At 34.0% G+C, this 22562-nt stretch carries 21 protein-coding genes; 15 read left to right on the top strand and 6 right to left on the bottom strand.

Annotated elements, in window-relative coordinates; translation table 11 throughout:
* The first annotated feature begins 115 nt into the window (after positions 1-115).
* Genes HRU49_RS07060 through HRU49_RS07040 form a run of 5 tightly spaced genes read left to right on the top strand, consistent with a single transcriptional unit; the run spans position 116 to position 3294 of the window.
* On the top strand, positions 116-1087 hold the full coding sequence (locus HRU49_RS07060) for a peptidoglycan DD-metalloendopeptidase family protein (protein WP_296355573.1): 972 nt from the start codon (positions 116-118) through the stop codon (positions 1085-1087).
* A 1-nt stretch (position 1088) separates the two neighbouring features.
* Complete coding sequence (locus tag HRU49_RS07055; RefSeq protein ID WP_296355571.1) at positions 1089-1418, top strand: MerR family transcriptional regulator; 330 nt, start codon at positions 1089-1091, stop codon at positions 1416-1418.
* Between the two features lie 12 nt (positions 1419-1430).
* Positions 1431-2018 carry a LemA family protein gene (locus HRU49_RS07050; RefSeq protein ID WP_296355569.1) on the top strand — a complete coding sequence of 196 codons (588 nt, stop codon included), beginning with the start codon at positions 1431-1433 and terminating at the stop codon, positions 2016-2018.
* Between the two features lie 8 nt (positions 2019-2026).
* Positions 2027-2464: a TPM domain-containing protein gene (locus tag HRU49_RS07045; protein ID WP_296355567.1), complete on the top strand. Its 438-nt coding sequence runs from the start codon at positions 2027-2029 to the stop codon at positions 2462-2464.
* On the top strand, positions 2461-3294 hold the full coding sequence (locus HRU49_RS07040; protein WP_296355565.1) for a TPM domain-containing protein: 834 nt from the start codon (positions 2461-2463) through the stop codon (positions 3292-3294). The genes HRU49_RS07045 and HRU49_RS07040 overlap by 4 nt, the downstream gene beginning before the upstream one ends.
* Positions 3295-3302: 8 nt before the next feature.
* Here HRU49_RS07040 and HRU49_RS07035 read toward each other — a convergent pair whose 3' ends face one another.
* From HRU49_RS07035 to HRU49_RS07015, 5 genes are all read right to left on the bottom strand, one after another.
* Positions 3303-6083, bottom strand: coding sequence for an outer membrane beta-barrel protein (locus HRU49_RS07035; RefSeq protein WP_296355562.1), 2781 nt, complete (start codon positions 6081-6083; stop codon positions 3303-3305).
* Positions 6084-6182: 99 nt separating this feature from the next.
* A complete protein-coding gene (locus tag HRU49_RS07030) occupies positions 6183-8594 on the bottom strand; it encodes a T9SS type B sorting domain-containing protein (RefSeq protein ID WP_296355560.1) in 2412 nt (803 codons plus the stop codon).
* Positions 8595-8640: 46 nt separating this feature from the next.
* Positions 8641-9945: a ribosome biogenesis GTPase Der gene (der, locus tag HRU49_RS07025; RefSeq protein WP_296355599.1), complete on the bottom strand. Its 1305-nt coding sequence runs from the start codon at positions 9943-9945 to the stop codon at positions 8641-8643.
* 269 nt (positions 9946-10214) lie between these two features.
* Complete coding sequence (era, locus tag HRU49_RS07020; protein ID WP_296355558.1) at positions 10215-11096, bottom strand: GTPase Era; 882 nt, start codon at positions 11094-11096, stop codon at positions 10215-10217.
* Between the two features lie 21 nt (positions 11097-11117).
* Positions 11118-11576, bottom strand: coding sequence for an RNA methyltransferase (locus tag HRU49_RS07015; RefSeq protein ID WP_296355556.1), 459 nt, complete (start codon positions 11574-11576; stop codon positions 11118-11120).
* A gap of 291 nt (positions 11577-11867) precedes the next feature.
* Here HRU49_RS07015 and HRU49_RS07010 point away from each other — a divergent pair, with 291 nt between their 5' ends.
* The 7 genes from HRU49_RS07010 to HRU49_RS06980 all read left to right on the top strand — a co-directional run bounded on the left by HRU49_RS07010 (position 11868) and on the right by HRU49_RS06980 (position 19057).
* Positions 11868-12422, top strand: coding sequence for a Crp/Fnr family transcriptional regulator (locus HRU49_RS07010; RefSeq protein ID WP_296355554.1), 555 nt, complete (start codon positions 11868-11870; stop codon positions 12420-12422).
* 67 nt (positions 12423-12489) lie between these two features.
* A complete protein-coding gene (locus HRU49_RS07005; RefSeq protein WP_296355552.1) occupies positions 12490-13500 on the top strand; it encodes a DUF481 domain-containing protein in 1011 nt (336 codons plus the stop codon).
* Between the two features lie 446 nt (positions 13501-13946).
* The gene (locus HRU49_RS07000) at positions 13947-14903 is read left to right on the top strand and encodes a transporter (protein ID WP_296355551.1); all 957 of its coding nucleotides are present in this window, start codon (positions 13947-13949) and stop codon (positions 14901-14903) included.
* A 2-nt stretch (positions 14904-14905) separates the two neighbouring features.
* Positions 14906-16342 (top strand): DUF1214 domain-containing protein, encoded by a 1437-nt coding sequence (locus HRU49_RS06995; RefSeq protein WP_296355549.1) that lies wholly within the window; start codon positions 14906-14908, stop codon positions 16340-16342.
* Positions 16343-16353: 11 nt separating this feature from the next.
* Positions 16354-17436, top strand: coding sequence for a DUF1254 domain-containing protein (locus HRU49_RS06990; RefSeq protein ID WP_296355547.1), 1083 nt, complete (start codon positions 16354-16356; stop codon positions 17434-17436).
* A gap of 11 nt (positions 17437-17447) precedes the next feature.
* The gene (locus HRU49_RS06985) at positions 17448-17990 is read left to right on the top strand and encodes a glycine zipper family protein (RefSeq protein WP_296355545.1); all 543 of its coding nucleotides are present in this window, start codon (positions 17448-17450) and stop codon (positions 17988-17990) included.
* An 11-nt stretch (positions 17991-18001) separates the two neighbouring features.
* Positions 18002-19057: a BamA/TamA family outer membrane protein gene (locus HRU49_RS06980; protein ID WP_296355543.1), complete on the top strand. Its 1056-nt coding sequence runs from the start codon at positions 18002-18004 to the stop codon at positions 19055-19057.
* A 301-nt stretch (positions 19058-19358) separates the two neighbouring features.
* Here the strand turns inward: HRU49_RS06980 and HRU49_RS06975 are convergent, their stop codons facing one another.
* Entirely contained in the window at positions 19359-19721 is a 363-nt protein-coding gene (locus HRU49_RS06975; protein WP_296355541.1) for a hypothetical protein, read from the bottom strand.
* Between the two features lie 112 nt (positions 19722-19833).
* On the opposite strand from HRU49_RS06975, the gene xerA reads away from it, so the two are divergent.
* The 3 genes from xerA to HRU49_RS06960 all read left to right on the top strand — a co-directional run bounded on the left by xerA (position 19834) and on the right by HRU49_RS06960 (position 22500).
* Positions 19834-20961, top strand: coding sequence for a site-specific tyrosine recombinase/integron integrase (gene xerA / locus HRU49_RS06970; RefSeq protein ID WP_296355538.1), 1128 nt, complete (start codon positions 19834-19836; stop codon positions 20959-20961).
* Positions 20962-21025: 64 nt separating this feature from the next.
* A complete protein-coding gene (locus HRU49_RS06965; RefSeq protein ID WP_296355536.1) occupies positions 21026-21718 on the top strand; it encodes a DUF4369 domain-containing protein in 693 nt (230 codons plus the stop codon).
* A 164-nt stretch (positions 21719-21882) separates the two neighbouring features.
* Positions 21883-22500, top strand: coding sequence for an outer membrane beta-barrel protein (locus tag HRU49_RS06960; RefSeq protein ID WP_296355534.1), 618 nt, complete (start codon positions 21883-21885; stop codon positions 22498-22500).
* Positions 22501-22562: the final 62 nt, after the last annotated feature.

The raw sequence follows: 22562 nt of genomic DNA, 5'->3' as shown, positions 1-22562 counted from the left end.
TTGATTCGTTTTAATTATCGCAAATGCAAAACTATTTTTTATCTTTGATTGCTTTGCTTATAAAATTAGGACTCTAACAGAGTTTTACAGCTGCAAAAATAGCATAAATTAAAACATGGCTAAGGTAAAATATTATTATGATGCTGACACGCTCTCTTACCGCAAAATAAAGCGGAAGAAAAGGACAACATTTAAGTATGTCGTTGTTTTTTTGTTTGCAGCGGCAATTTTTAGTTTTCTCTTTGTATTTATCGCAAGTCAATACATTCAATCTCCTAAAGAACGTCAGTTAACACGTGAATTACAAAATATGGAATTGCAGTATGAGTTACTCAATAAACGTATGGATGATGCCATTGCTGCGTTAGAAAATGTTGAAGAACGTGACAATGCCATTTACAGGCTCTATTTTGAAGCCAACCCAATTCCAGAAGAACAACGACGTGCTGGATTTGGGGGTATCAATCGCTATAAAAAATTTGAAGGTTACGACAATTCGCAATTAATCTCAGAAACCAACAAACGTTTAGATATTTTGGAAAAGGCCATTGTAGTACAGTCCAAATCTTTAGATGAGATTGCAAAATTGGCAGAAGAAAAAGAAAAGTTTTTAGAGGCCATTCCTGCTATTCAACCGGTTAATAATATTAATTTAACAAGGATGGCCTCTGGTTATGGTTACAGAATCGATCCATTTACCAAGGTTCGTAAATTTCATTTTGGAATGGACTTTACAGCACCAAGAGGCACACCAGTCTACGCCACGGGAGACGGTATTATAAAACGCGCAGATAATAGTTCTTCTGGGTATGGCAAACATATTAGAATAGATCACGGTTATGGTTACATGTCACTGTATGCTCACCTATACAAGTACAATGTTCGCGTAAATCAGCGTGTTAAGCGCGGAGATTTAATTGGCTTTGTAGGAAGCACAGGACGGTCTGAAGCACCGCATTTACATTATGAAGTCTTTAAAGACGGTGAACGCATTAATCCCATTAATTTCTACTATGGTAATCTATCTGCTGAAGAGTTTGATGTATTACTCAAAAAAGCATCCTTAGAAAACCAATCGCTCGACTAAAATGCATATTGATTTACCAGAAAAAAGATACTACGGAATCGGAGAAGTTGCCAAAGCTTTTGGGGTTAACGCATCTTTAATACGCTTTTGGGAAAAAGAATTTGATGTTATAAAACCGAAGAAGAATGCTAAGGGTAATCGGAAGTTTACACCTGAAGATATTAAAAACTTAAAATTTATATACCATCTGGTTAAAGAAAGAGGCTTTACATTAGAAGGTGCAAAAATTCATTTAAAAGAAGAAAAGAAACAAGCGCTTGAAAAATTTGAAATTGTAGAAAAATTAGAACGTATTAAAGCGCAACTCATTAAAATTAAATCACAACTTTAAAACTTATCAATCATGAAAAAGTGGATTTTACCCATAGTTATTATTATTTTACTCCTTTTTTGGGGTTTTGGCGTAAATAATAATGCTGTTGAACTTCAAGAAGGTACAAAAGAAGCCTGGGCAGATGTAGAAAGCTCTTACCAAAGACGAAATGATCTTATAGGTAATCTTGTAAAAACTGTTCAAGGAGCAGCAGATTTTGAAAGAACAACCTTAAGGGAAGTTATTGAAGCCAGAGCAAAAGCGACGTCGACCACCATCGATGCCAGCAATTTAACAGCTGAAAATATTGCACAATTCCAACAAGCACAATCCGGTCTGAGTGGTGCATTGTCTAAACTCTTAGTATCCGTTGAGCGCTATCCTGAGTTGAAGGCCAATCAAAATTTTGTTGAACTCCAAAGTCAATTAGAGGGGACCGAAAACAGAATTAATATTGCAAGAGACCGATTTAATGATGCTGTGAGGCCATATAATTCTTATGTTAGAAAATTCCCTGCAAAACTCATTGCTGGAATTATTGGCTTTGATGAAATGGGCTACTATGAGTCAGAAGAAGGTTCAGACCAACCTGTTGATGTAGATTTCGATTTTAATTAGAATTTACTATGCCATATATTGAAGATTTCCTTTCCTATGATGAAGAGCAGGAAATCATAGAAGCAATTCGCTCAGCTGAAGGTGAAACGTCAGGAGAGATTCGTGTCCACATAGAACGACAGTGCAATGTGGATGTATATGAGCGTGCCTTGGAAGTTTTTCATTATTTAAAAATGGATAACACCATTCAGAAGAATGGGGTGCTCTTATACGTGGCTGTAGATAATAAAGCTTTTGTTATTTTCGGTGACCAAGGTATTAACAATGTTGTGGATGCTAACTTCTGGAATTCAACACGAGATAAGATTGCATCACAATTTAAAAAAGGGCATTTTAAAACAGGTATTATTGATGGTATCATTGAATCTGGAAAGGTACTTTCTAAACATTTCCCTTGGCATCACGGAGACCAGAACGAACTAGACAATACCATTTCCAAAGGATGATTAAGCGACTTCATTATATTATTTTGTTCATAGTCCTACTCAGTGCTTCATTAAGCTTTGCACAGTATAAGATTCCACCCAAGCCCGAGATAGAGACTAGTGTTTATGATGATGTAGGATTATTAAGTACCACTGAAAAACAAGGACTTAAACAAAAACTTATTCGTTACTCAGACACGACATCGACTCAAATTGTTATTGTAATAATTAGTTCTACTCAAGGAGAATACATAAATTATTTAGGTGCACAATGGGGAGAAGAATGGGGAATTGGACAAGAAAATGAAGATAATGGAATTTTAATTCTCTTGGCTAAAGATGATCGTAAAATTGGAATTAATACAGGTAAAGGTGTCGAGCATTTACTTACAGATGCCATGAGTAAGCGCATTATAAATAGAGACATTATTCCATATTTTAAACGCAACGATTATTATGGAGGACTTAATCGTGCTACAGATGCCATTTTCGAAGTATTAAAAGGTGAATATCGAAATACAGAAGGTACTAATACCGTGGCATTCCCTTTTGAAATCTTTATAATTCTGTTCATTGTATTTATCATCTTTATCATTGCCATTTCAAAAAGCCGAGGTGGTGGACGAGGTGGTAATAGAGGCAACCGAAAGGATGACGATGCACGTAGTATCCTTGAAGCCATAATTTTAAGTAATATGGGACGCGGAAGTTATTCCAGAGGTTCTTCCTCTGGTGGTTTTGGTGGTTGGGGAGGTGGTTCTTCAAGTGGAGGAAGCTTTGGTGGAGGAGGCTTCAGCGGAGGCTTTGGTGGCGGAAGCTTTGGAGGTGGTGGTGCTTCTGGAGGCTGGTAATTATGTTACTAATCAAAATATATAACATTCAGATCATCCGTTTTTCCTTTACTTCCTAAACTGTTAAACTTAAAGCTAAAACTCAGCATAAAGTACTGTCTCAGTACAGTACTTTGAGAATCTTGAATAAAGTCTTGAGTGGCAACACGTCGTGCATTGGTATTCTGGTTTAGTAAATCATAAACTTTTAAGCTCAGGAGCCCTTTGTCTTTCATAATAGTATAGGTAATGGTGGAATTCCAAAACCAAGAACTCTTTTGAAATCCGTCAGCAACATTTGGGTTATAATTAAAACTAATATCGTTCCTCCACTCCAGTTTCTTAGGGAGAAATGTTGCTGTTCGTAATCCTGCAGAATGTGTTGTAAACTCTATATCCTCAAAGGCATCAATATCGAATGAATTATCTGTTAAACTAAGTCTATAATAAGGTTTAAACTCAAGAACCTTATCCCATAAAAACTCAACTCCTACAGATGGTGAAATTGTAGTTACTTTACTGGAATACTTAACGTCGTTATTAAAGTTGATTCTATTTCCAAAATTATAACGTGCTCCAAATCTAAATTTAAAAGTCTTAAGGGTATCAATTTTAATATCCTTACTATAGTTTGCTGACACTCCATAGTTATAATTACCGTCGACATTTTCATAAGTCGTGGTTCGTCTTAAAGTTTCAGGATCTACCGTTGTCTTAGCTATCACTTGGTTATTCTCTACACTAGCATTAAAGTTGGTATAAAATCCCGTGCGCTTTTGCCAGTCAAACCCACTATAACCACCATAAAACCTATGTCTATTTGATGGTGATAAATTAGGATTACCAATAACGACATTTAAAGGGTTTGAAACATCCTCAAACGCCTGTAATTGCCTAATTCCTGGAGGGGTATTTGTTAAACGATAGCCTAAATAAACATTAGCTTTAGCGCTAAAGCGGTAATTAAAATTATAGCGTGCTTGAAAATTTTTAAAAGTACGTTCGACATTAAATTCTGGGCGTAACAAATCTTGATTTTCTAAAGTCCTAATATTATAACCAAGTCTAAACCACGTCGACCATTTTTCTCCACGGTATGTCACTCCAATCTCAGGAATAGACTGGGTGTCTTTGTATTCAAAATCTGTACTTAAATCGAGATTAAAATCCGTAAAATCCTGAGCTAACTCGTTAAAATCAAAGGTGCTTTGCTTATTCTTAGATTTATCAATATCGTATCTATATCTGATATCCGTAAAAAGCTTCTTTGCAATAATTGGATATCGGTATCTAAACTGAGTGGAAACTCCATAACTATTATTTTCACCATCTGTAAACTGATCTCTAATTATAGTTTCTGGATTATCTCCAAATATCTCAGTAGTTGATCTCACAAAATCATCACGTTCTTGTTGGCTTACGCTATTATCTAACTGAAATCTAACAAAGGCTCCTCTATTTCCAAAACGTTTTGTTGCTGTAAGCTGATTATTGAATTCTCTAGCATAACTTTCTACGTTAGAGTTTACTTCAGACGCATTGGTAAGCACCAAATCTTGATCAAGGGTCTCATCGTCGCTGTTAAACAGCGTTCTATTTTGGGAATAACGAAATGATGGTTCAATGTTAATTAGAAAGGTTGAGTCGGTTTCAATTTCAAAATCTAAATTGTAACTATGACTTTCAGTATCATTCTCTGATCTTGATATTGAATTACTAAAAAATCGAGAATCAACTAATATGGTTTCTTTTTGTGAGGATGTTTCATTCTCAGAACTACTGGATGCGTAAAAATAATCGCTAGATATTTCAGTATTGTTACCAATCTGATCGGCATAATTTACCCCTGCATTTTTTGACGTAGTGATCCCTGCACCTCCACCAAAAGATCGGCCACCAACTGAAAACGAGCCATTACTATTAAAGCTAATTCCACCTCCTCGACCAAACATTTTTGAAATTTCACCAAAACTAAACCCTGGAGAATTGGTATTATTACCACCAGCAAGCACACTTATGCGCCGATCATTGTTAAAATAATTAAGCATCCCAGCAAACTCATACCGATCGTCCGTACCACCACCAGCCGCAACACGCCCAAAAATCCCTTTGTTATTTTCTTCTTTGATGGTGAGATTAATCGTCTTATTTTCTTTATCACCCTCTTCACCAGTGAAAGCTTCTGCCTTAGTTTTAGTATCGACAACCTGAATTTTATCAATAATATCTTTGGTTAAGTTCTTAGTCGTTATAGTAGGATCATTTCCAAAAAATGGTTTTCCATTAACCAGTATTTGATTAACACTTTTTCCATTAACAGTAATATTACCTTCATCATCAACCTCAACCCCAGGCAATTGTTTTAATAAATCTTCAACCGATGCATCCTTTTTGGTTTTAAAGGATTTGACGTTAAACTCTAAGGTGTCTTTTTTAATTGTAATTGGTGCCGTAGACTCAATATAAACCTCGTCCAATTTATTATCGAGCTGCATTGTAATAGTTTCTAGATCTATCTTTTCTTTATCAATTTCTAGCTTTTTTAGGTAAGTAGCATAGCCTACAAAGGAGACATAAAAATTTAGGCTATCGGCATATGTGGTTTCTTCGAGTTTAAATTTACCCAGCTTATCAGAAATTGTATAGCTAACAACAGCACTGTCTTTGATGCGTTCTAAATAAATTGTTGCAGATTCTAAAGGTTGTTGCGTGTCTTCGGCTATTAACTGTCCTGTGATTTCAAAACGCTTTTCTTGAGAAAACGTAAATACCGAGGATAAAACAAAAAAAACTAAAATTAGTTTTTTCATTGCAGTTGATTGATTGATGGGTTTAATAATAGCATTTATTATAATGCAAGAAAGCAAGAAATGGTATGAATTTTCTTAAAAGAACCTTAAAGTTTTCTTCTAACGCTTTAAAGTGAAGTGATTTCTAAATGTACGTCCATCAATCAAAACGGCTTCAAACCAATAATCATCGGTTGGCAATAGTGCTCCATTGTAAGAACCATCCCATTTTGGGTTATCGTCATCAAGTATTGTAATCAACTTTCCAAAGCGATTAAAGATTTTTATGCTTGTGGTAATCGGAAACTGTGTTGAAACCCCTAGGATCTGCCAGGTATCATTGTTACCATCTCCATTTGGCGTAAAGAATTTTGGAAAACCTAAAATTGAAACAGCTGTGGAGCTTATACCACAATAAGCCTTAATATCCTTAACGTAAACCGTATGAATACCAGGCGTTATATTCTCAAATGTATTGGATTCTTGATAGGCCCCATTTTCATTATCTAAGGCATAAACATAGTCACCATCTCCAGAAACTAATACTGTAATTGTATTGTTTTCAGAAACATCAATAATTTCAATGGTTTCAACAATAGCTGTACTTGATGGAAGCACACGAATCAATCTACGATTGGTACAGCCTGCTGGTCGTGTTACCAAAACCTCATAGTCACCAGTCTGATTCACATCAATATTAATTGTTGTTTCTGCAGTTGACCATTCGTAAGCATAATTATTGGGAATATCATCTACTATCCCACCTGAAAGGGTAATAGATTCAGGAAACGTATTTAAGCAATAATATACTTCTTCATACTGTAAAATGTTTGGTATATCTTTTACCGTGAGTTGCACTGAATTAATCGCATAACATGTTTCTGCAATATTAACCCTTGCGTAAACGGTTTGACTAAACGCCACTTCATTAAAATAGGGCGTTGTTATTTCATTAACTTCTAATAGAGCATCATTATATGTTGCATAGTAAGCAAGCTCAGCATTTATTGGTGAATTAGCCAAAATCTGACTATCAGCTTCATTTAAATCAAAAAACGTAAATCCATCAACAACGAAATCATCACAGACCTCGAGACTGGCTGTTGTGGGATTAGACAAATTTACTTGTAAGGTTACTTCTGAACTATTAAAACATCCTGATAAGTCGTCTGAGACTTTAGCGTAAACCACTTGAAAATTACTGGTATTTGTATAATTTACACCATCAATTGGTATGGTTAATGCTTCATCTTCATAAAAGGTAATATCCCAAATAGGCACCACTTGACCCTGCTCATTTATTACAATATCATCCGTGTACGCATTAAGATTAAAATTTGAAATACCATCTGCAACCTCATCATCACATTGAATAATGGTAATATCATTTGCAATTGGAGGTAAGAACGCATTTACCGTAATCGGAATTCTACTGCCATTAGTACAGCCATCAAACAGAGTTAAAATATAAAAAGTTGTTGTTGAATCTATAACAACTTCATAGGAAAATCCTGTATTAATAACCTCTGTCGATGTTGGTGTTTCATACCAAAATACAGTATCTGTATTGGATGAAAGACTTATATCAACAACACCTTCACCACAGATATTATTGGTAACAACCGTTGTCTTAGGCATAACAATAATTGAACTTCCTGAAACATTAATATCAGGATCGCCATCCATACCGCCAAATTCTACCACGTAACCTTGAGGATGATATGGACTACTTGGACTGGTGTCGCCGGTTATTGGTAAATCATTCCATGAGCCTAAAATACCTATATCTGGATCTGTTACATGTGCATAGTTTTCTCCTCCACAACAATTATTTGGTTCACCATTATTCCAAAAAGCAAACATGCCGTTAGGTGAACTGCCATTAACAGCCCCATTCCAAAAAACCTGACCAGCCTCTGGGCCTGTCTCCCATCTCCAAACACCTTCAGAATCTTGATCTGATGCACCAATCCAGCCTGTACCTTGGGCTTGTTCACCAGTTAATTGCACCTCTTCTTCAGTAGTTATCGTTGCCAAGTAGCCTTGTAATCCAAAAAAGGTTTGTTCCTGAGCTGCGTCCTTCGCTTGCTGCCATGTTATACCAACATCCTCTACATAGAAATAATAATGTCCAGTAGCAGGCAAAAAATTGGCCTGGCCTAGGTTTATAGCAAAAAATTTATCTTGCGTGAAGTTACTTCCTGTAGTTTGAAAACGAACAGCACTAATAGCCAATTCAAATTCTGTAAAACTAGCTGGACCAGTTAAAGTAAGTAATCCTTCACCAATAGACCAAGATGCTGATATATTTGGATGACTCCCACTCAAGACTAAAACATCATCGCCTAAAGTATACCCTGTGGCTATCTGAACAAAAACTGCATCTAGCATTTGATCTCCAGCTCCCCCAGAAATACTAACGTCTGTAACGACTGGCATTGGCGCATCACCGCAATAGAATTGATTACCTGTAACAGAGATGTTAGGTGGATTCTGTGTCCAACATAATTGATTACATAGTAGTAAGACCAAATAAAAAAAATGTAGCCTGTAGAACTTCATAGCCGTGTTGAAAGTACTATTTTTTTCTCATATACACACTTACTGGAACGCCTGTAAAGTCAAAATGATTGCGTAATTGATTTTCTAAAAAACGTTTATAGGGATCTTTTACATATTGCGGTAGATTACAGAAAAATGCAAATTGAGGTTGTGGCGTTGGTAATTGCATAATGTATTTAATCTTAACGTATTTACCTTTGTAAGCAGGAGGAGGATTCTGCTCAATAATTGGTAATAACGTGTCATTTAGCACACTGGTTTTAATGCGTTTTGCCCGGTTTTTATATACTTCAACTGCTGTTTCAATAGCCTTGAATATACGCTGCTTGTTTAATACTGAAATGAAAACTAACGGAACATCCGTAAATGGAGCAATTTCTTTTCTTATGGATTGTTCAAATTCTTTGGCAGTTTTAGTATCCTTTTCAATGAGATCCCACTTATTTACCAAAATTACAATACCCTTTCTATTGCGTTCTGCAAGCCAAAAGATATTTTGTACTTGCCCATCAAAACCACGGGTTGCGTCTAATACTAGCAAACATACATCACTGTGCTCAATTGCTCTTACACTGCGCATTACAGCATAAAATTCAAGATCCTCTTTTACCTTTGATTTACGTCGAATACCAGCCGTATCTACTAAATTAAATTCAAAACCAAAACGATTATATTTTGTGTCAATTGAATCACGTGTAGTACCGGCAATATCAGTTACGATATAGCGATCTTCGCCAATTAAAGCATTTATAAAAGATGATTTGCCTGCATTTGGCCTACCAACAACTGCAAACCTCGGCAACTGCTCTTCGTCTTCCTCTTCTTTATCTGGCAAGGCCTTAACAACAGCATCTAATAAATCACCCGTACCACTTCCATTGATACTTGCAATGGTATAATAATTTCCCAGTCCTAGCGAATAAAATTCAACAGCATCTTCTGCGCGCCTATTGTTATCGACCTTATTTACTACTAGGAATACTGGCTTATCTACCTTACGAAGTAATTTGGCAACATCTTCATCCATACCAGTAACACCCGTCTCAACATCAACCATGAAAATAATTGCATCGGCTTCGTCAATAGCTAATTCTACCTGTTTATCAATTTCTGCCTCAAAAACATCATCACTACCAACCACATAACCCCCTGTATCTATAATTGAAAATTCTTTGCCATTCCAATCGGTTTTACCGTAATGACGATCTCTTGTAACACCACTTACAGCGTCTACAATGGCTTCTCGCCTTTTAATGAGGCGGTTAAAAAATGTAGATTTACCAACATTTGGTCGTCCTACTACTGCAACAATATTTCCCATAACTGAAGATTTAATCTGCATTGCATATCCTGCAAGCGACTGCAAAGGTAGTATTTAATCTTAGAATTCGATTAAAAGAAAATATGTAAAATAAGTTCAAATACCTATAAACCATATAACTTTCGAATGCCCTCATTTTTAATCCATTTAATACTTGTAATTTGTTTTGTATTATACTTTAGAAAAGCACTGGCGCAGGTAAAATAAATGAACCACATCATTTTATAAGAGATGTGCTAGATGATCATCATCTTAATGCCATGTGCTAGTTATTTTTGGTTGTACCCAAATCGTTTCAGCTGATTTTGATTACTTCGCCAATTCTTATTTACTTTTACGTACAACTCGAGATGAACCTGTTTTCCGAAGAACTTTTCTAAATCTTTTCTAGCTTCGACACCCACGCGTTTTAAAGCGGATCCTTTATGACCAATAATAATCCCTTTTTGAGTCTCACGTTCTACCATAATCACAGAACGCATTCGTATAATTTTATCTTCTTCAAAAAACTCTTCGGTATTTACCTCAACAGCATAAGGTATTTCCTTCTTATAGTGCAGTAGTATCTTTTCTCTTATCGCTTCGTTTACGAAGAATCGTTCTGGCTTATCGGTAAGTTGATCTTTTGGATAAAATGGTGGTGATTCTGGCAACAACTCTATAATGCGCTCAAATACATTTTTTACGTTAAAGCCATTCAGAGCAGAAATCGGATAAAACTCAGCATTCGGCACCTTTGATTGCCAAAATTCTGCTTGAGTCTCCAATTCCTCTTGATCAGAATTATCAATTTTATTTAATAACAGTAAAACAGGAATTTTAGAATTGGTTATCTTATTAAAAAATGCCTCATCCTTGAGTGCCGTTTCTCCAATTTCGACCATATAGATTAGCAGATCGGCATCTTCAAAAGCAGACTTTACAAAATCCATCATAGACTGCTGAAGTTCGTAGGCGGGTTTAATAATCCCAGGAGTATCGCTAAGTACAACCTGAAAATCATCACCATTAACTATTCCAAGAATACGATGTCGTGTTGTTTGAGCTTTAGAGGTAATTATAGATAGTTTCTCACCAATGAAAGCATTCATCAACGTTGACTTACCTACGTTAGGATTTCCTATAATATTAACAAAACCAGCTTTATGCATAACTTATAATTTGAGGCAAAGTTACGACCTTGGTTTATTAATCCCACGATCATACATAACAATACTTCCTGCAACAGAAACATTAAGGCTTAATTGCGATTTAAATTTTACCAAGAAATGACTCTTTTTAATGGCTTGTTTTGACAGACCATGATCTTCAGCACCCAATAAGTATACGCAGCGTCTAGGATGATGAAATGTTTCCAAATCCTCTGCATCTTCCGAAAGTTCTACACCCACCAATCGGGCACCCTTAGGCAGATTATTATAAAAATCATCGAATGTATCATAATGGAAATAAGGCATTGATTTTACAGCATTATGAGTATCGCAAGCCTGCTTGGCATAACGGTTTCCTACAGTAAAAATAAAACTAGCCCCCAGATTTTGAGCGGATCGCCAAAGCACACCTAAATTTTGAGGAGTTTTCCCATTTTGTATCCCGATTCCGAAGAATTCGTTGTGAAAGTTATTAGTCATCGTGTAAACATAAAAAAAAGCGTTTCAAGAGATAAAAGTCTTTTCTTCACAACCAAAACTGGACAAACCAGTACTCTAAAGCTTATGAGTTGTCTACTTATCTCAACTACAGCTATTATTATTTCATTCTATTATAAATCCTGTTACAAAACCTGTTTAGTTTTGTGTTGACTTATTTAATTATACATAAATCTTACCGAAAAAATGTAAATTTATAACAATGACCATGTACTCACGGAACTTTCAAACAAATTTGTTAAGACCACGATTTAAATTTAGATAAAATCAATAATGATAAAATTCAACCCCATTATTCTAGAAACAAAAGAGTTTTCTGAACTCATAGAACAATCAGAAAAACTTACGTTTAAGAAAAAAGAAATTATAGTTCAGCCCGGAAAAATTTGCAATTATTTATACTTGATTAAATCAGGTCTTCTGAGAAGTTTGTACTTTGATAACAAAGGAAATGACATCACTCATTGGTTTGCCTTAGAAAATATGTTAATGACCATACCCCCAGGATTTTTTAATAGAGAAGTAAGTCAATTTAGTCTTGAGGCTATTGAACAAACCACCGTAAGAGCATTCTCTAGAGAAATGCTAGACAACGCATTTGAAAAACATAGAATAATTGAAACATTTTGTAGAGTAATGGTTACTCAAACAATGATTTCTTTGGATCAAAAAGTCATAGATTTACAAACTAAAACAGCAGAAGAAAGGTATGAAAAATTAAAAGAAACACACCCTAACATCAGCACAAGAGCTAGTTTAGGACAAATTTCGTCATTCCTTGGTATTACCCAACAAAGTCTGAGCAGAATAAGGTCTAAAAACAAATAATACTCTTTTTAAACAGTATAAAATATTATTTTTATTACTTTCAGTTTTTTTATAGGTATATGCTATTATGCGCATTTTATTAATACTTATTTTTTTTCTTAATCCTCTTATTTCGTTTTCTCAAAACGATACAATTTCTTTAAAAAATGGCAGAAAAGTATTTGGTGAAATCAAAAAAATTGAATCCAAGGTCGTAACACTAAAGACATCTTACAGCGACAGTGATTTTAAAATAAAATTTGAAAAAATTAATACCATTAAAATCCAGAGATTATGTTTCATATTACTCACTAAAGGACGGCAAAAAACAGGTTATGTAAACTCTAAAACACCAGGTTACTTTACCATAACATCAGAAGAAAATACAGAAGAAACTTATAAATTATCCGATTTAGTTTTACTCGATGAAATCTCTGACAAATTTTGGGATAGGGTAAAATTTAATATTGATTTTAGTTTTAATCTAACAAAGGCCAATAATTCAAGTCAGTTTGTAATTGAGGGTGCTCTGAGTTATAGAGACCCAAAATGGATTTCTAATTCAAGCTTCAGTATTTTAAATTCAAAACAAGACAGTGCGGAAAGTATAAAAAGAACAGATGTAAAAGTAGATTTAAAAAAAATATTACCAAAACGATGGTACTTATTGAGTAATTTTGGTTTTTTATCAAATACAGAACAGGCGTTAGAATCTAGATACACGATAAGCACAGGTATTGGCAGATACTTGTTATTTTCAAATAAACTATCGCTTGGATTAAACTTTGGAATAAACTTAAACTTAGAAGAGTTTATAAACCTAGAAGGCAAAAAAACCTCATCAGAACTTTATTTAGGTTCTGAATTTGATATGTTTGATTTTGATGATTTTAAGTTAATAAGTACCGTAAACTTATTTTTAAGTAGAGGCGAATTAAAAAGATCTCGAGCAGATTATAATTTAGATTTGAAATACGATCTACCTTTAGATCTTTACATTAAATGTGGATTTAAATTAAATTACGACAATCAATCAGCAACGATAGGAAGTAACTCTGATTATCTATTTACCACCGGAATCGGTTGGTCTTTCAACTAAACTTTTGGGAAATATTTATTAATTTTTTTTAACATGTGTTAAAAATTTATTAAATTAATAAAGCTAACTTGAAGCTATACTAACAAAAACCAAATGTATTACTACAATAAATTAAACAATTTTTTACGTTTTTAACAGATAAATTTATTCGCTAAAAATTTAAAAGTTGTTTCTAAACTATAGGTTAAACTAATTTTATTTATTATGAGAACAACTTTAAAGATTTCTTTTTCAATTATTTTATTTGTGCATATTACACCGAGAGACCGATAGTCTATGTTTTTTGATATTTCAACTACACTATAAGGCATACCATCGAATTCTAATTCAAGCTCTTTATAAGAGCTTTTAAATTTAATACAACAAAAAACTAAACGGATTTTTAACACAAAATTTATAGCACCTACTATGAAGGACTAAGTGTTAAAGTTAATACTATAAACTCTATGAAATTAAATTATCCATTTTTAGCTTTCGTGGTCTTTTGCTCTTTAAGCTTGCACATGCAAGCACAAGGAGATGGGCCAGAGAGTCATTTTCTAAAACCACAAAAAATGTGGGGTTTAAATATAAAATATCTAAACCTAAATCAGAATATGTCTGTAAACGGGGATTTACTAACACCGAATCTAAATCTAGAAATTAATTCTTTTCCAATAACACTTTTTCATGTCTTTTCAATTAAAGGGCAACATGCCGAAATTGTTGCTATGATGAATCCTACTTCTATATCGTCTACCTTAAACTTACCTAACCCACTTGAAGATCGATTTTTTGATAAATCAGCTTTCTCGGATGGATTTATTGGGTTAAAAGTAGCTATGGTTAACGGCAAAGCAATTAGTCTAGAAGACTACATGAAAGGTGATATTAGTTTTACTATGATGAGTTATTTTAGAATATGGTATTCTGGATCTTACGACAAGGATGAATTGGTAAACATAGGAACAAATAGGACTACTTTTGAATATGGAATACCCACAACAATGCCCCTTTGGTCTAAAGGCAATGCTTCAACCAACCTCGAACTATTCCCTAGTATACGATTTTTTACAAAAAACAAAGATGTGTTAATTAATCCTATATCCAATGCCACTGCAGAAAGAACGCAAGCTCCTTTATTTGTTTTTGAAAATCATATCATACACAACTTTAATAAAAAGCTACGAGCCACTTTAAATGGACGATACCAAGTTGGTGGACAAACCACAACCGATGGCAGTAAAGATGGAAATGCTTTCAATAATTATGGAGCGTCCATAGGATTAGGTTATCAATTACATCCACTTATTTACTTACATGCAGATTATGGTGGTATTTTATTTGGTGGAGGTGAAGCAGAATCTAATATGTTTAGATTTAACTTACAATTAAATTATTTAAAAATTAAAAAAAATAAATAGTCATGAACAAGCTAAAACTTATAACCATTTCGCTATTAATAGTTACAATCTCATGTAAAAATGAAACTAGTAGCACTTCAAATACAGATCAAGTTTCAAAATCAAAAGTTGCTGATTCAACAAAAGTTGCTCTAGTTACCCAGGCCTATATATATGGATACCCAATGATGACTATGGATTATACCCATAAAATATCTTCAAATGTAGCGTCAGATAACGGTATGGGTAAAGGCCCTATAAATCAATGGGGGAATATGCACAAATTCCCTAAAGCAGGTTTTACAGAAGTGGTGCGCCCTAATCTAGACACCTATTACAGTGTTATATACGCAGATTTAGGTAAAAGTCCTTTGTTCTTGCATATACCAGCTACAGAACGTTATTATCTAATGCCAATATTGAATGCTCATGGTGATGTCATTAAGTCTGTAGGATCGAGAACAACAGGGCAAGGTGAGGTAAACATAGCTTTAGTAGGTCCTAAATTTGATGGTGAAATTGATGATGATTTAACCATTATTAGATCTACGACAAATCTTAATTGGATGTTAGGAAGGGTTGCTGTAAAAAATAATAACGATGGAAAAGTTGAAATTGCAAATTTTCAATCGAAATTAATTGCTCGTCCTCTATCTGAACGAAATAACGATAATTACGTTACTCCTGAAGGTATAATTAACCCTGAGTACTCAAATAAAGTACCTATGGATGAAGTAGATAACAAAGATATTACTACTTATTTAAATGAAGTCATGCAATTAATGCTAGATAACCCTGGTTATGAAACTGATAAACCTCTATTAGATCAATTAAAAACTATTGGATTTGAACCTGGAGGAGATTTTAAATTGGATCAATTTAGTTCGGAAACACAAGAAATGGTGAAAAAAGTTCCTGCAATCGTTCAAGGATTATTTTCAAAAATGACTGCAAATCCACCATCTGAAAACCTTCAAAATGGATGGAATGTAATTACATCTGGTTTAGGAGAATATGGTACAGAATATTTTTTAAGAGCTTATGTTACTAAAATCGGTTACGGTGCAAATCAGTCTGTAGATGCTATTTACCCTAATTCTGCGGTTGATTCTGATGGTAATACTTATAATGGATCAAATAAATATGTATTACATTTTGATGCTGACCATATGCCACCTGTAAATGGATTTTGGTCTTTAACCATGTATGATAAAAAAGGCTTTTTGGTAGACAATGCTATTGATCGCTATAATCTAGGTGGTATGAAAGCGTTGACCTACAATGAAGATGGTTCCTTAGATATATTTATACAAGCGGAAGAACCTGAACATTTAAAAACAAACTGGTTACCGAGTCCACAAGCTGGAGAAGAATTTGAATTAACCTTTAGAATGTATTACCCAAAAGAAAGTGTTTTAAACAGGTCTTACAAGATGCCTGGAGTACAAAAAGTAAACTAAACTTAATTATTATGAAAAAACTGTATTTAAGTATTACTGCTGCAGCATTAGTCATTTTATCTTGTAAAAATGATAAAACACCCGAAACAATTTCTAATGAAGTTAATAAAACAGTAAAGGAAGAAGCTTCTAAAAAACCAAAAACTATTCTTACAGAGGAGAATTTTGGTCTAGCAGAATCCCAAATGATTTTCGCAAAATATGTAAAAGATATTGCTGCCATAACTAAAACAAATGGCGTAGGTGTTTTTATGCATAAAAAAAAGGCACCAGACCCTAAAGACAAAACAGTAGTAAGAATTAATTTTGACACACAATACTCTGTTGCCATCTTAGATTTAAAAGAAGAAGCTACGTTAACCATGCCTGAAACGAATGGTCGTTATCAAACAGCTTGGTTTGTTACCGAAGAACATTACAACCCGATGGCAATAAACAATCCAGGAACGTATAAAATTAACCAAGAAAATATGGGTTCTAGGTATGTGATGTTAGTAATTAGAACTCAAGTAAACATGACAGACCCTGAAGATCTTGCTAAAGTATCCGCATTACAAGACCAATTAAAATTGACTCAAAATGATAGAGGATCTTATGTAATTACAAATAACTGGGACAGGCCTGAAGTTTTAAAAATGCGAGAAAAGTATCAAAAAATAGTTAGAGAGAAGAATATAACCTCTAGTATGATGTTTGGTAAAAAAGGAGAAGTAACTTTAGAGAATCATAATGTTGGAGTTTCTACGGGTTGGGGTGGTATGACCTCTAAACAAGCTGTATATCCAAATTTTCAACCTAAAAATTCAAATCCTGCAACGTTAACTTTAAAAGATGTACCAGTTGATGCTTTTTGGTCTATTACTGTTTATGACCAAGGAGGATGGATTAATGGAGAAAAGTTCAATATCAATAGTTCATTTGCAAAAGTAAATGACAACGGAGAATACATTATACATTTTGGAGGTGACAAAAGTGCTGATAATTATCTTGATACGTTTGAAGGATGGAATTTTATATTACGCATGTATCAACCCACTGAAGAGTATTTTGATGGCTCTTGGAAAGTTCCCGAACTTATTCAACAAAAAAATTAAAACGAGACATTATGAAAACTACAATCAAAATTTACGCAACACTACTATTATTATTTATAACCTTTAACATTACTTCCCAAGAAACGCTAACAATAACGGAAGAAAAAAAAACAACGCTTACCCTACCAAAAGATTATACAAAAACACTTGGTTTATATATTTTTCCTGCGGAAAATCAAGATAGCTTGCAACAAGATAAAGATTATAAAGAGTGTTACAAATGGGCATACGAACAGACAAAATTTGACCCTTTAAATCCCACAAAAGTTGAAGTTAAAGAAGCTGAAAAAGTCAAAGGAGGAGCAGTTAGAGGAGCTGCTAAAGGGGCGATTACTGGTGCTGCTATTGGCGCAGTCGCTGGAGACACTGGTGATGGGGCTGCAATAGGGGCTGTAACAGGGGCAATTGGCGGAAGGAGAGCTTCTAGGAGAGCCCAAATTATGCAGAATACAAAAAATTCAAAAGATGCCAAAACGATTGAAAACGAATTAAAATCGAATTTTGTGAAAGCCTTCTCAGCGTGTATTAAATCAAAGGGATATAGTATTAACTAAATATGACTAATATGAGAAGTTTTCTAGTTTTTATAATTATTCTACTTTCATTTAACATTACACACTCACAACAAAAACACTCTGAAAAAGGAGCAAATAAAGACATAAAAGTAAAAATTGTACCTTATTTAAGCTATAATAGAACTTACGAATTTATGTTCGGAGCGGTTCCAATGGTTATGTATAAAGCTAACAAAAAGGATACGGTCTCGCCAGAATCTATTTCGGGTCTTATGGGAATTTACACGACTAACAAGACTTGGTTTGCTTTAGCTTTTTCAAAATTATACTTACAAGAAGATCATTGGAGAATCACAATCGGAGCTGGTCTTGGTACGGCTAATTCACAATTTATGAGTGGTGGTACGACATCCAATTTTATCGATTATCAAACAGGCGCTGATTTCTTAAAATTAGAAGTACAACGAAAAATAGGTAAAAATTTATATTTTGGAGCTAACTACATGTATACTAAATTTAATAATGAATTTGATTTTGACACACCCGTAAATGAAGAGGTCACACTTAACGGTTTAGGATTTGTATTTTTAAGAGATAAAAGAGATAATGTTTACTACCCTAGAAAAGGTTCTGAACTAAATTTAAATTATACAGGTTATCTGAGCTTTATGGGTAATGATGACGAATCAAGTAAGATAGAATTAAAGTATAATACGTTTTTCAAAACTAATAGAGCAAATGATGTAATCGCTCTAAGAGCTTATGGTGGATTTGGACTAGGCGAGGTACCATTTAATAATTTACTTGTCGTAGAAGGTACAGATCTACGAGGTTACTCAATGGGCGAATATAGAGGAAAACAACTCATCGCTCTACAAGGAGAATACAGATATAATTTTAAAGGGAATATGGGATTAGTAGGCTTTGCGGGCTTTGGAACTATCTATGGTTCTAATATTGAATCTAATAATGGAAAGATACTTCCTAGTATTGGCGCTGGATACAGGTACACGGCATTTCCAGAAAATAAAATGAATGTAGGTCTTGATGTTGCCGCAGGAAGCGGTGATTGGGGAATATACTTTAGAATTGGCGAAGCTTTTTAGAAATTAAAACGGATGACATTTATTCTTTAAAAACTAATCTAATCTATTCATCAAGAGTTTTCAACTTCTGTTAGACCTTAGCTTGTCTACTACAAAATTTAAGGTAGACTATACACATGTTATTGTGTTTAAAATAAGCACATTAACTTGAGGATGTATAAGGGGTAGCAAATTCTTTTTATGTAGAAAAATCTCATGTTTTGAGTTGTAACCTGTGCATTAAATCGTGTTAAAATTTGTAGTTAAACTATGTAATACATTAAAGTTTAATTATAAACAACATATAATGATTAAGTTGTCTTTACGACGATATCATGTAATCTTGCCACTGAATTAGCACATACTTACGGTTATCATTTTCTCTCTTTTTCAAAAACCCATATTCATAGACAAAAAGGTAAACATCTCCTTTTTTATTCTTCCAGTAATGTGTAAAAAACTTTGGATCAAAACCTTCATCCCTTAATATAGATGTCCTCACCGTCGCTTTCCCTGCTTTGTTGTATGCTTTAAGTATTCTACGGTTCAGCTTAAGTTGGTTGTCTACCTTATTATAAAACCTTTCAGGTTGTTCCTGTGCGGTCTTGTACTGATAGGCGCTCTTGCATTGCGGGTCGCAGTATTTCTTATCTATCCGACCGGTTAGTGGCTTGCCACAATACATACATTCTTTCTGAAGTCTCATATTAAACACTTTTATTAGTATAATATACGTTAGTTATTCGAATAAATATCAGTTAAGTCATTTGTACTCTTTATTTTGGTCAAAAACAACCATGGAACTAAAACGAAGTGTAACATTAAAGCATTTGTTAGTGGACGGACTGAAATGTATTGGGCTGCAATTCAATTCGGACAAGGTACTACAGGCCTTGGTAGAAAACCTGCCCAACATCACATGGAGTAGCGACTATGCTATGTACTACCTACCTAATGTCAAGGAAAACCTCGATCTTTTATTTGATACTTTTCTTGGCGTTGCATGGATTAACGGTAATTATTTTTTTTCCGATACAATTGTTGATGAGGACAATCCTATAATCAGGCTAGATCGTTACAGAAAACGTAAGTCCAAAAATGGTCAAAGGCTCTGTCCTGAAACGTTTTTGCTGAAACTAGAGCTAAAAAGGTATTCTGCAAACACTGTTAAGAACTATATTTCTAGCTTCGAGACCTTTATCAACCATTTCAAGCATAAGGAACTCCATGAAATCAATGAAAAGGACATTAGAGAATATCTTCAGAAAATGATAAAGGTGGGCCAATCCAACTCACAGATTAATCTTGCCATAAACAGTATCAAATTCTACTATGAGACCGTACTTGGTATGCCCAACCGCTTCTATTCCATTGAAAGGCCGCGAAAAAAGAAATCACTCCCAAAGGTATTGTCAAAACAGGAAATCATACGGATGATTGACTGTGTCGAAAACACTAAGCACAAATGCATCATAGGGCTTTTGTATTCCTCTGGTCTTAGACGGAGTGAACTGCTGGAACTGATGCCTACGGACATTGATAGCAACCGTATGTTGGTACGTGTTTGTGATGCCAAGGGAAACAAGGACAGGATGACCGTGTTAAGCGCTAGATTATTGCAGGATCTTAGACTGTATTACAAGGAATACCGCCCAAGCAATTACTTGTTTGAGAGTCCTAATGGTAGCAAGTACAGCGGTTCTAGCGTTCTTAAAGTGGTGAAGATGGCTGCATCAAAGGCTGGTGTTCACAGAAAGGTTACACCCCATATACTAAGGCATAGTTTTGCCACACATCTTTTGGAAGATGGTACTGATTTAAGGCATATACAGCTCTTATTGGGCCACAGTTCTACAAAGACTACTGAAATTTACACACATGTAGCCAATAATTCCTTTGGCAGGATAAAAGATTTATTATCTTAGGGCTATATATAAGATAAATATACGTAATACGTATATCCTATTGTTGTACAAAATTAAGTTTGATATGAAAAAAATCACAATGCTATTTGTTTTACTATTTATTTTCTCTTGTCAGAAAAATAATTTAGAAGGATTTCTACTAAAAGGTGATGTTAAAGGACTAAATAATTCAACTCTTTTAGTTTTAAAATTTATTGGAGATAATATGGAACTTGATTCAATTTCAGTTTCAAATGACAAGTTTGAATATAAAGGAAATGTTGATGAACCATATTTTGTCCAATTATTGATTAAAGATGGTAAATCAACAAAAGGTAAACTCACTGAATTTATGTTAGAAAATTCAAAAATTGAAATTACAGGAAATTCGATTGAGTATGATAGTGTAAAAGTAAAGGGTTCAAAGTCTGATAAAACTTTAAAAAAATATTTTGCTGATGACAAGTTGTTGAGTGATAAATGGGATAAATTAAAAGTTGATTATGATAAATTTGTGGAAGAAAATGACACGATTAACCGAAAAAAGATTGCAAAACAATTAAATCAAATTGTCCAAGTTGACAAAGTTAACCTTGTTAAAAAATATGTTAGAGAAAACTCTAATTCAAAAATTGGTGCATTAATTCCAAATTTCTGTACAATTGAAAATGAACTAAATCAAAATGATTGGAAAGAGATTTATGAATATTTGACACCGGAAATTAGAGAAACTGGATATGGAAAAAGAATATTAAAAAAACTTGATACGATTAATTAAACTTTGTACAACAATGGCTATAATTAATTGCTCGTTCTCACCTACTAATGAAAATCGTTGCGGATTTTCGGCTTGGTTTGTACTTGCAAAGTTAAGTGCTAAACCACGCAACTACTCATAGCCAAAGCCGTTGGCAGTAATAAATAACACTCAAAAACAAATTAATGAAAAACAAAATTATTCTTTCAGTATGCTTTTTAGGTATCTCTTTTTTATCTTTTGCACAAGAAGATGATAAAAGTAAGTTTAGCTATGGACTGAAATTCGGAGTTGGAAGTTCTACGCTTGAGAACAATCAAATAGGAGTTCTTGACGGAAATTTACTTGCAATAAGATTTAATGTCGATTACAATTTTAAGGATGATTCAAAAACTAAACTAACCTCAGGGTTTGAGATACTCGAATTTAATTCAAGCTTCTTTAATGGAACAGATCAAAGTAGACTTAAAAATGAATATTTACAAATACCTCTCAGATTAACGCACCGAGTAAATTTAGATAATGAAGAAAAACTAAACTTAATATTTGGTATTGGAGGTTATGGTAATTTTTTAATACGTTCAAGAATATTAGAGTTATCCGACGAAATAAACACAAAAAGTGGAGGATTTAATTTTGGGTACAATATCTCGATGGGAATGGATTACAACTTAACTGAAAACACTTCTGTAGAACTTACATTTGACGTAATGAACGAGACAAGTAGTATTGATAAAAATGGTTACGAGCAAAAGCAGACAGAAATTTACTTAATAGGAATAGGGTTTTCAACAAGATTTTAAAATTACTACTGCCAACAACGTGTATAGCTCATTAATTTTTACTTGCTTAAACCGAAATTAAG

Source organism: Winogradskyella sp. (assembly GCF_013213975.1).
Lineage (GTDB): Bacteria > Bacteroidota > Bacteroidia > Flavobacteriales > Flavobacteriaceae > Winogradskyella.
Note: the sequence above shows the minus strand (reverse complement) of the source record. Positions and strands in the feature narration are given on the sequence as shown.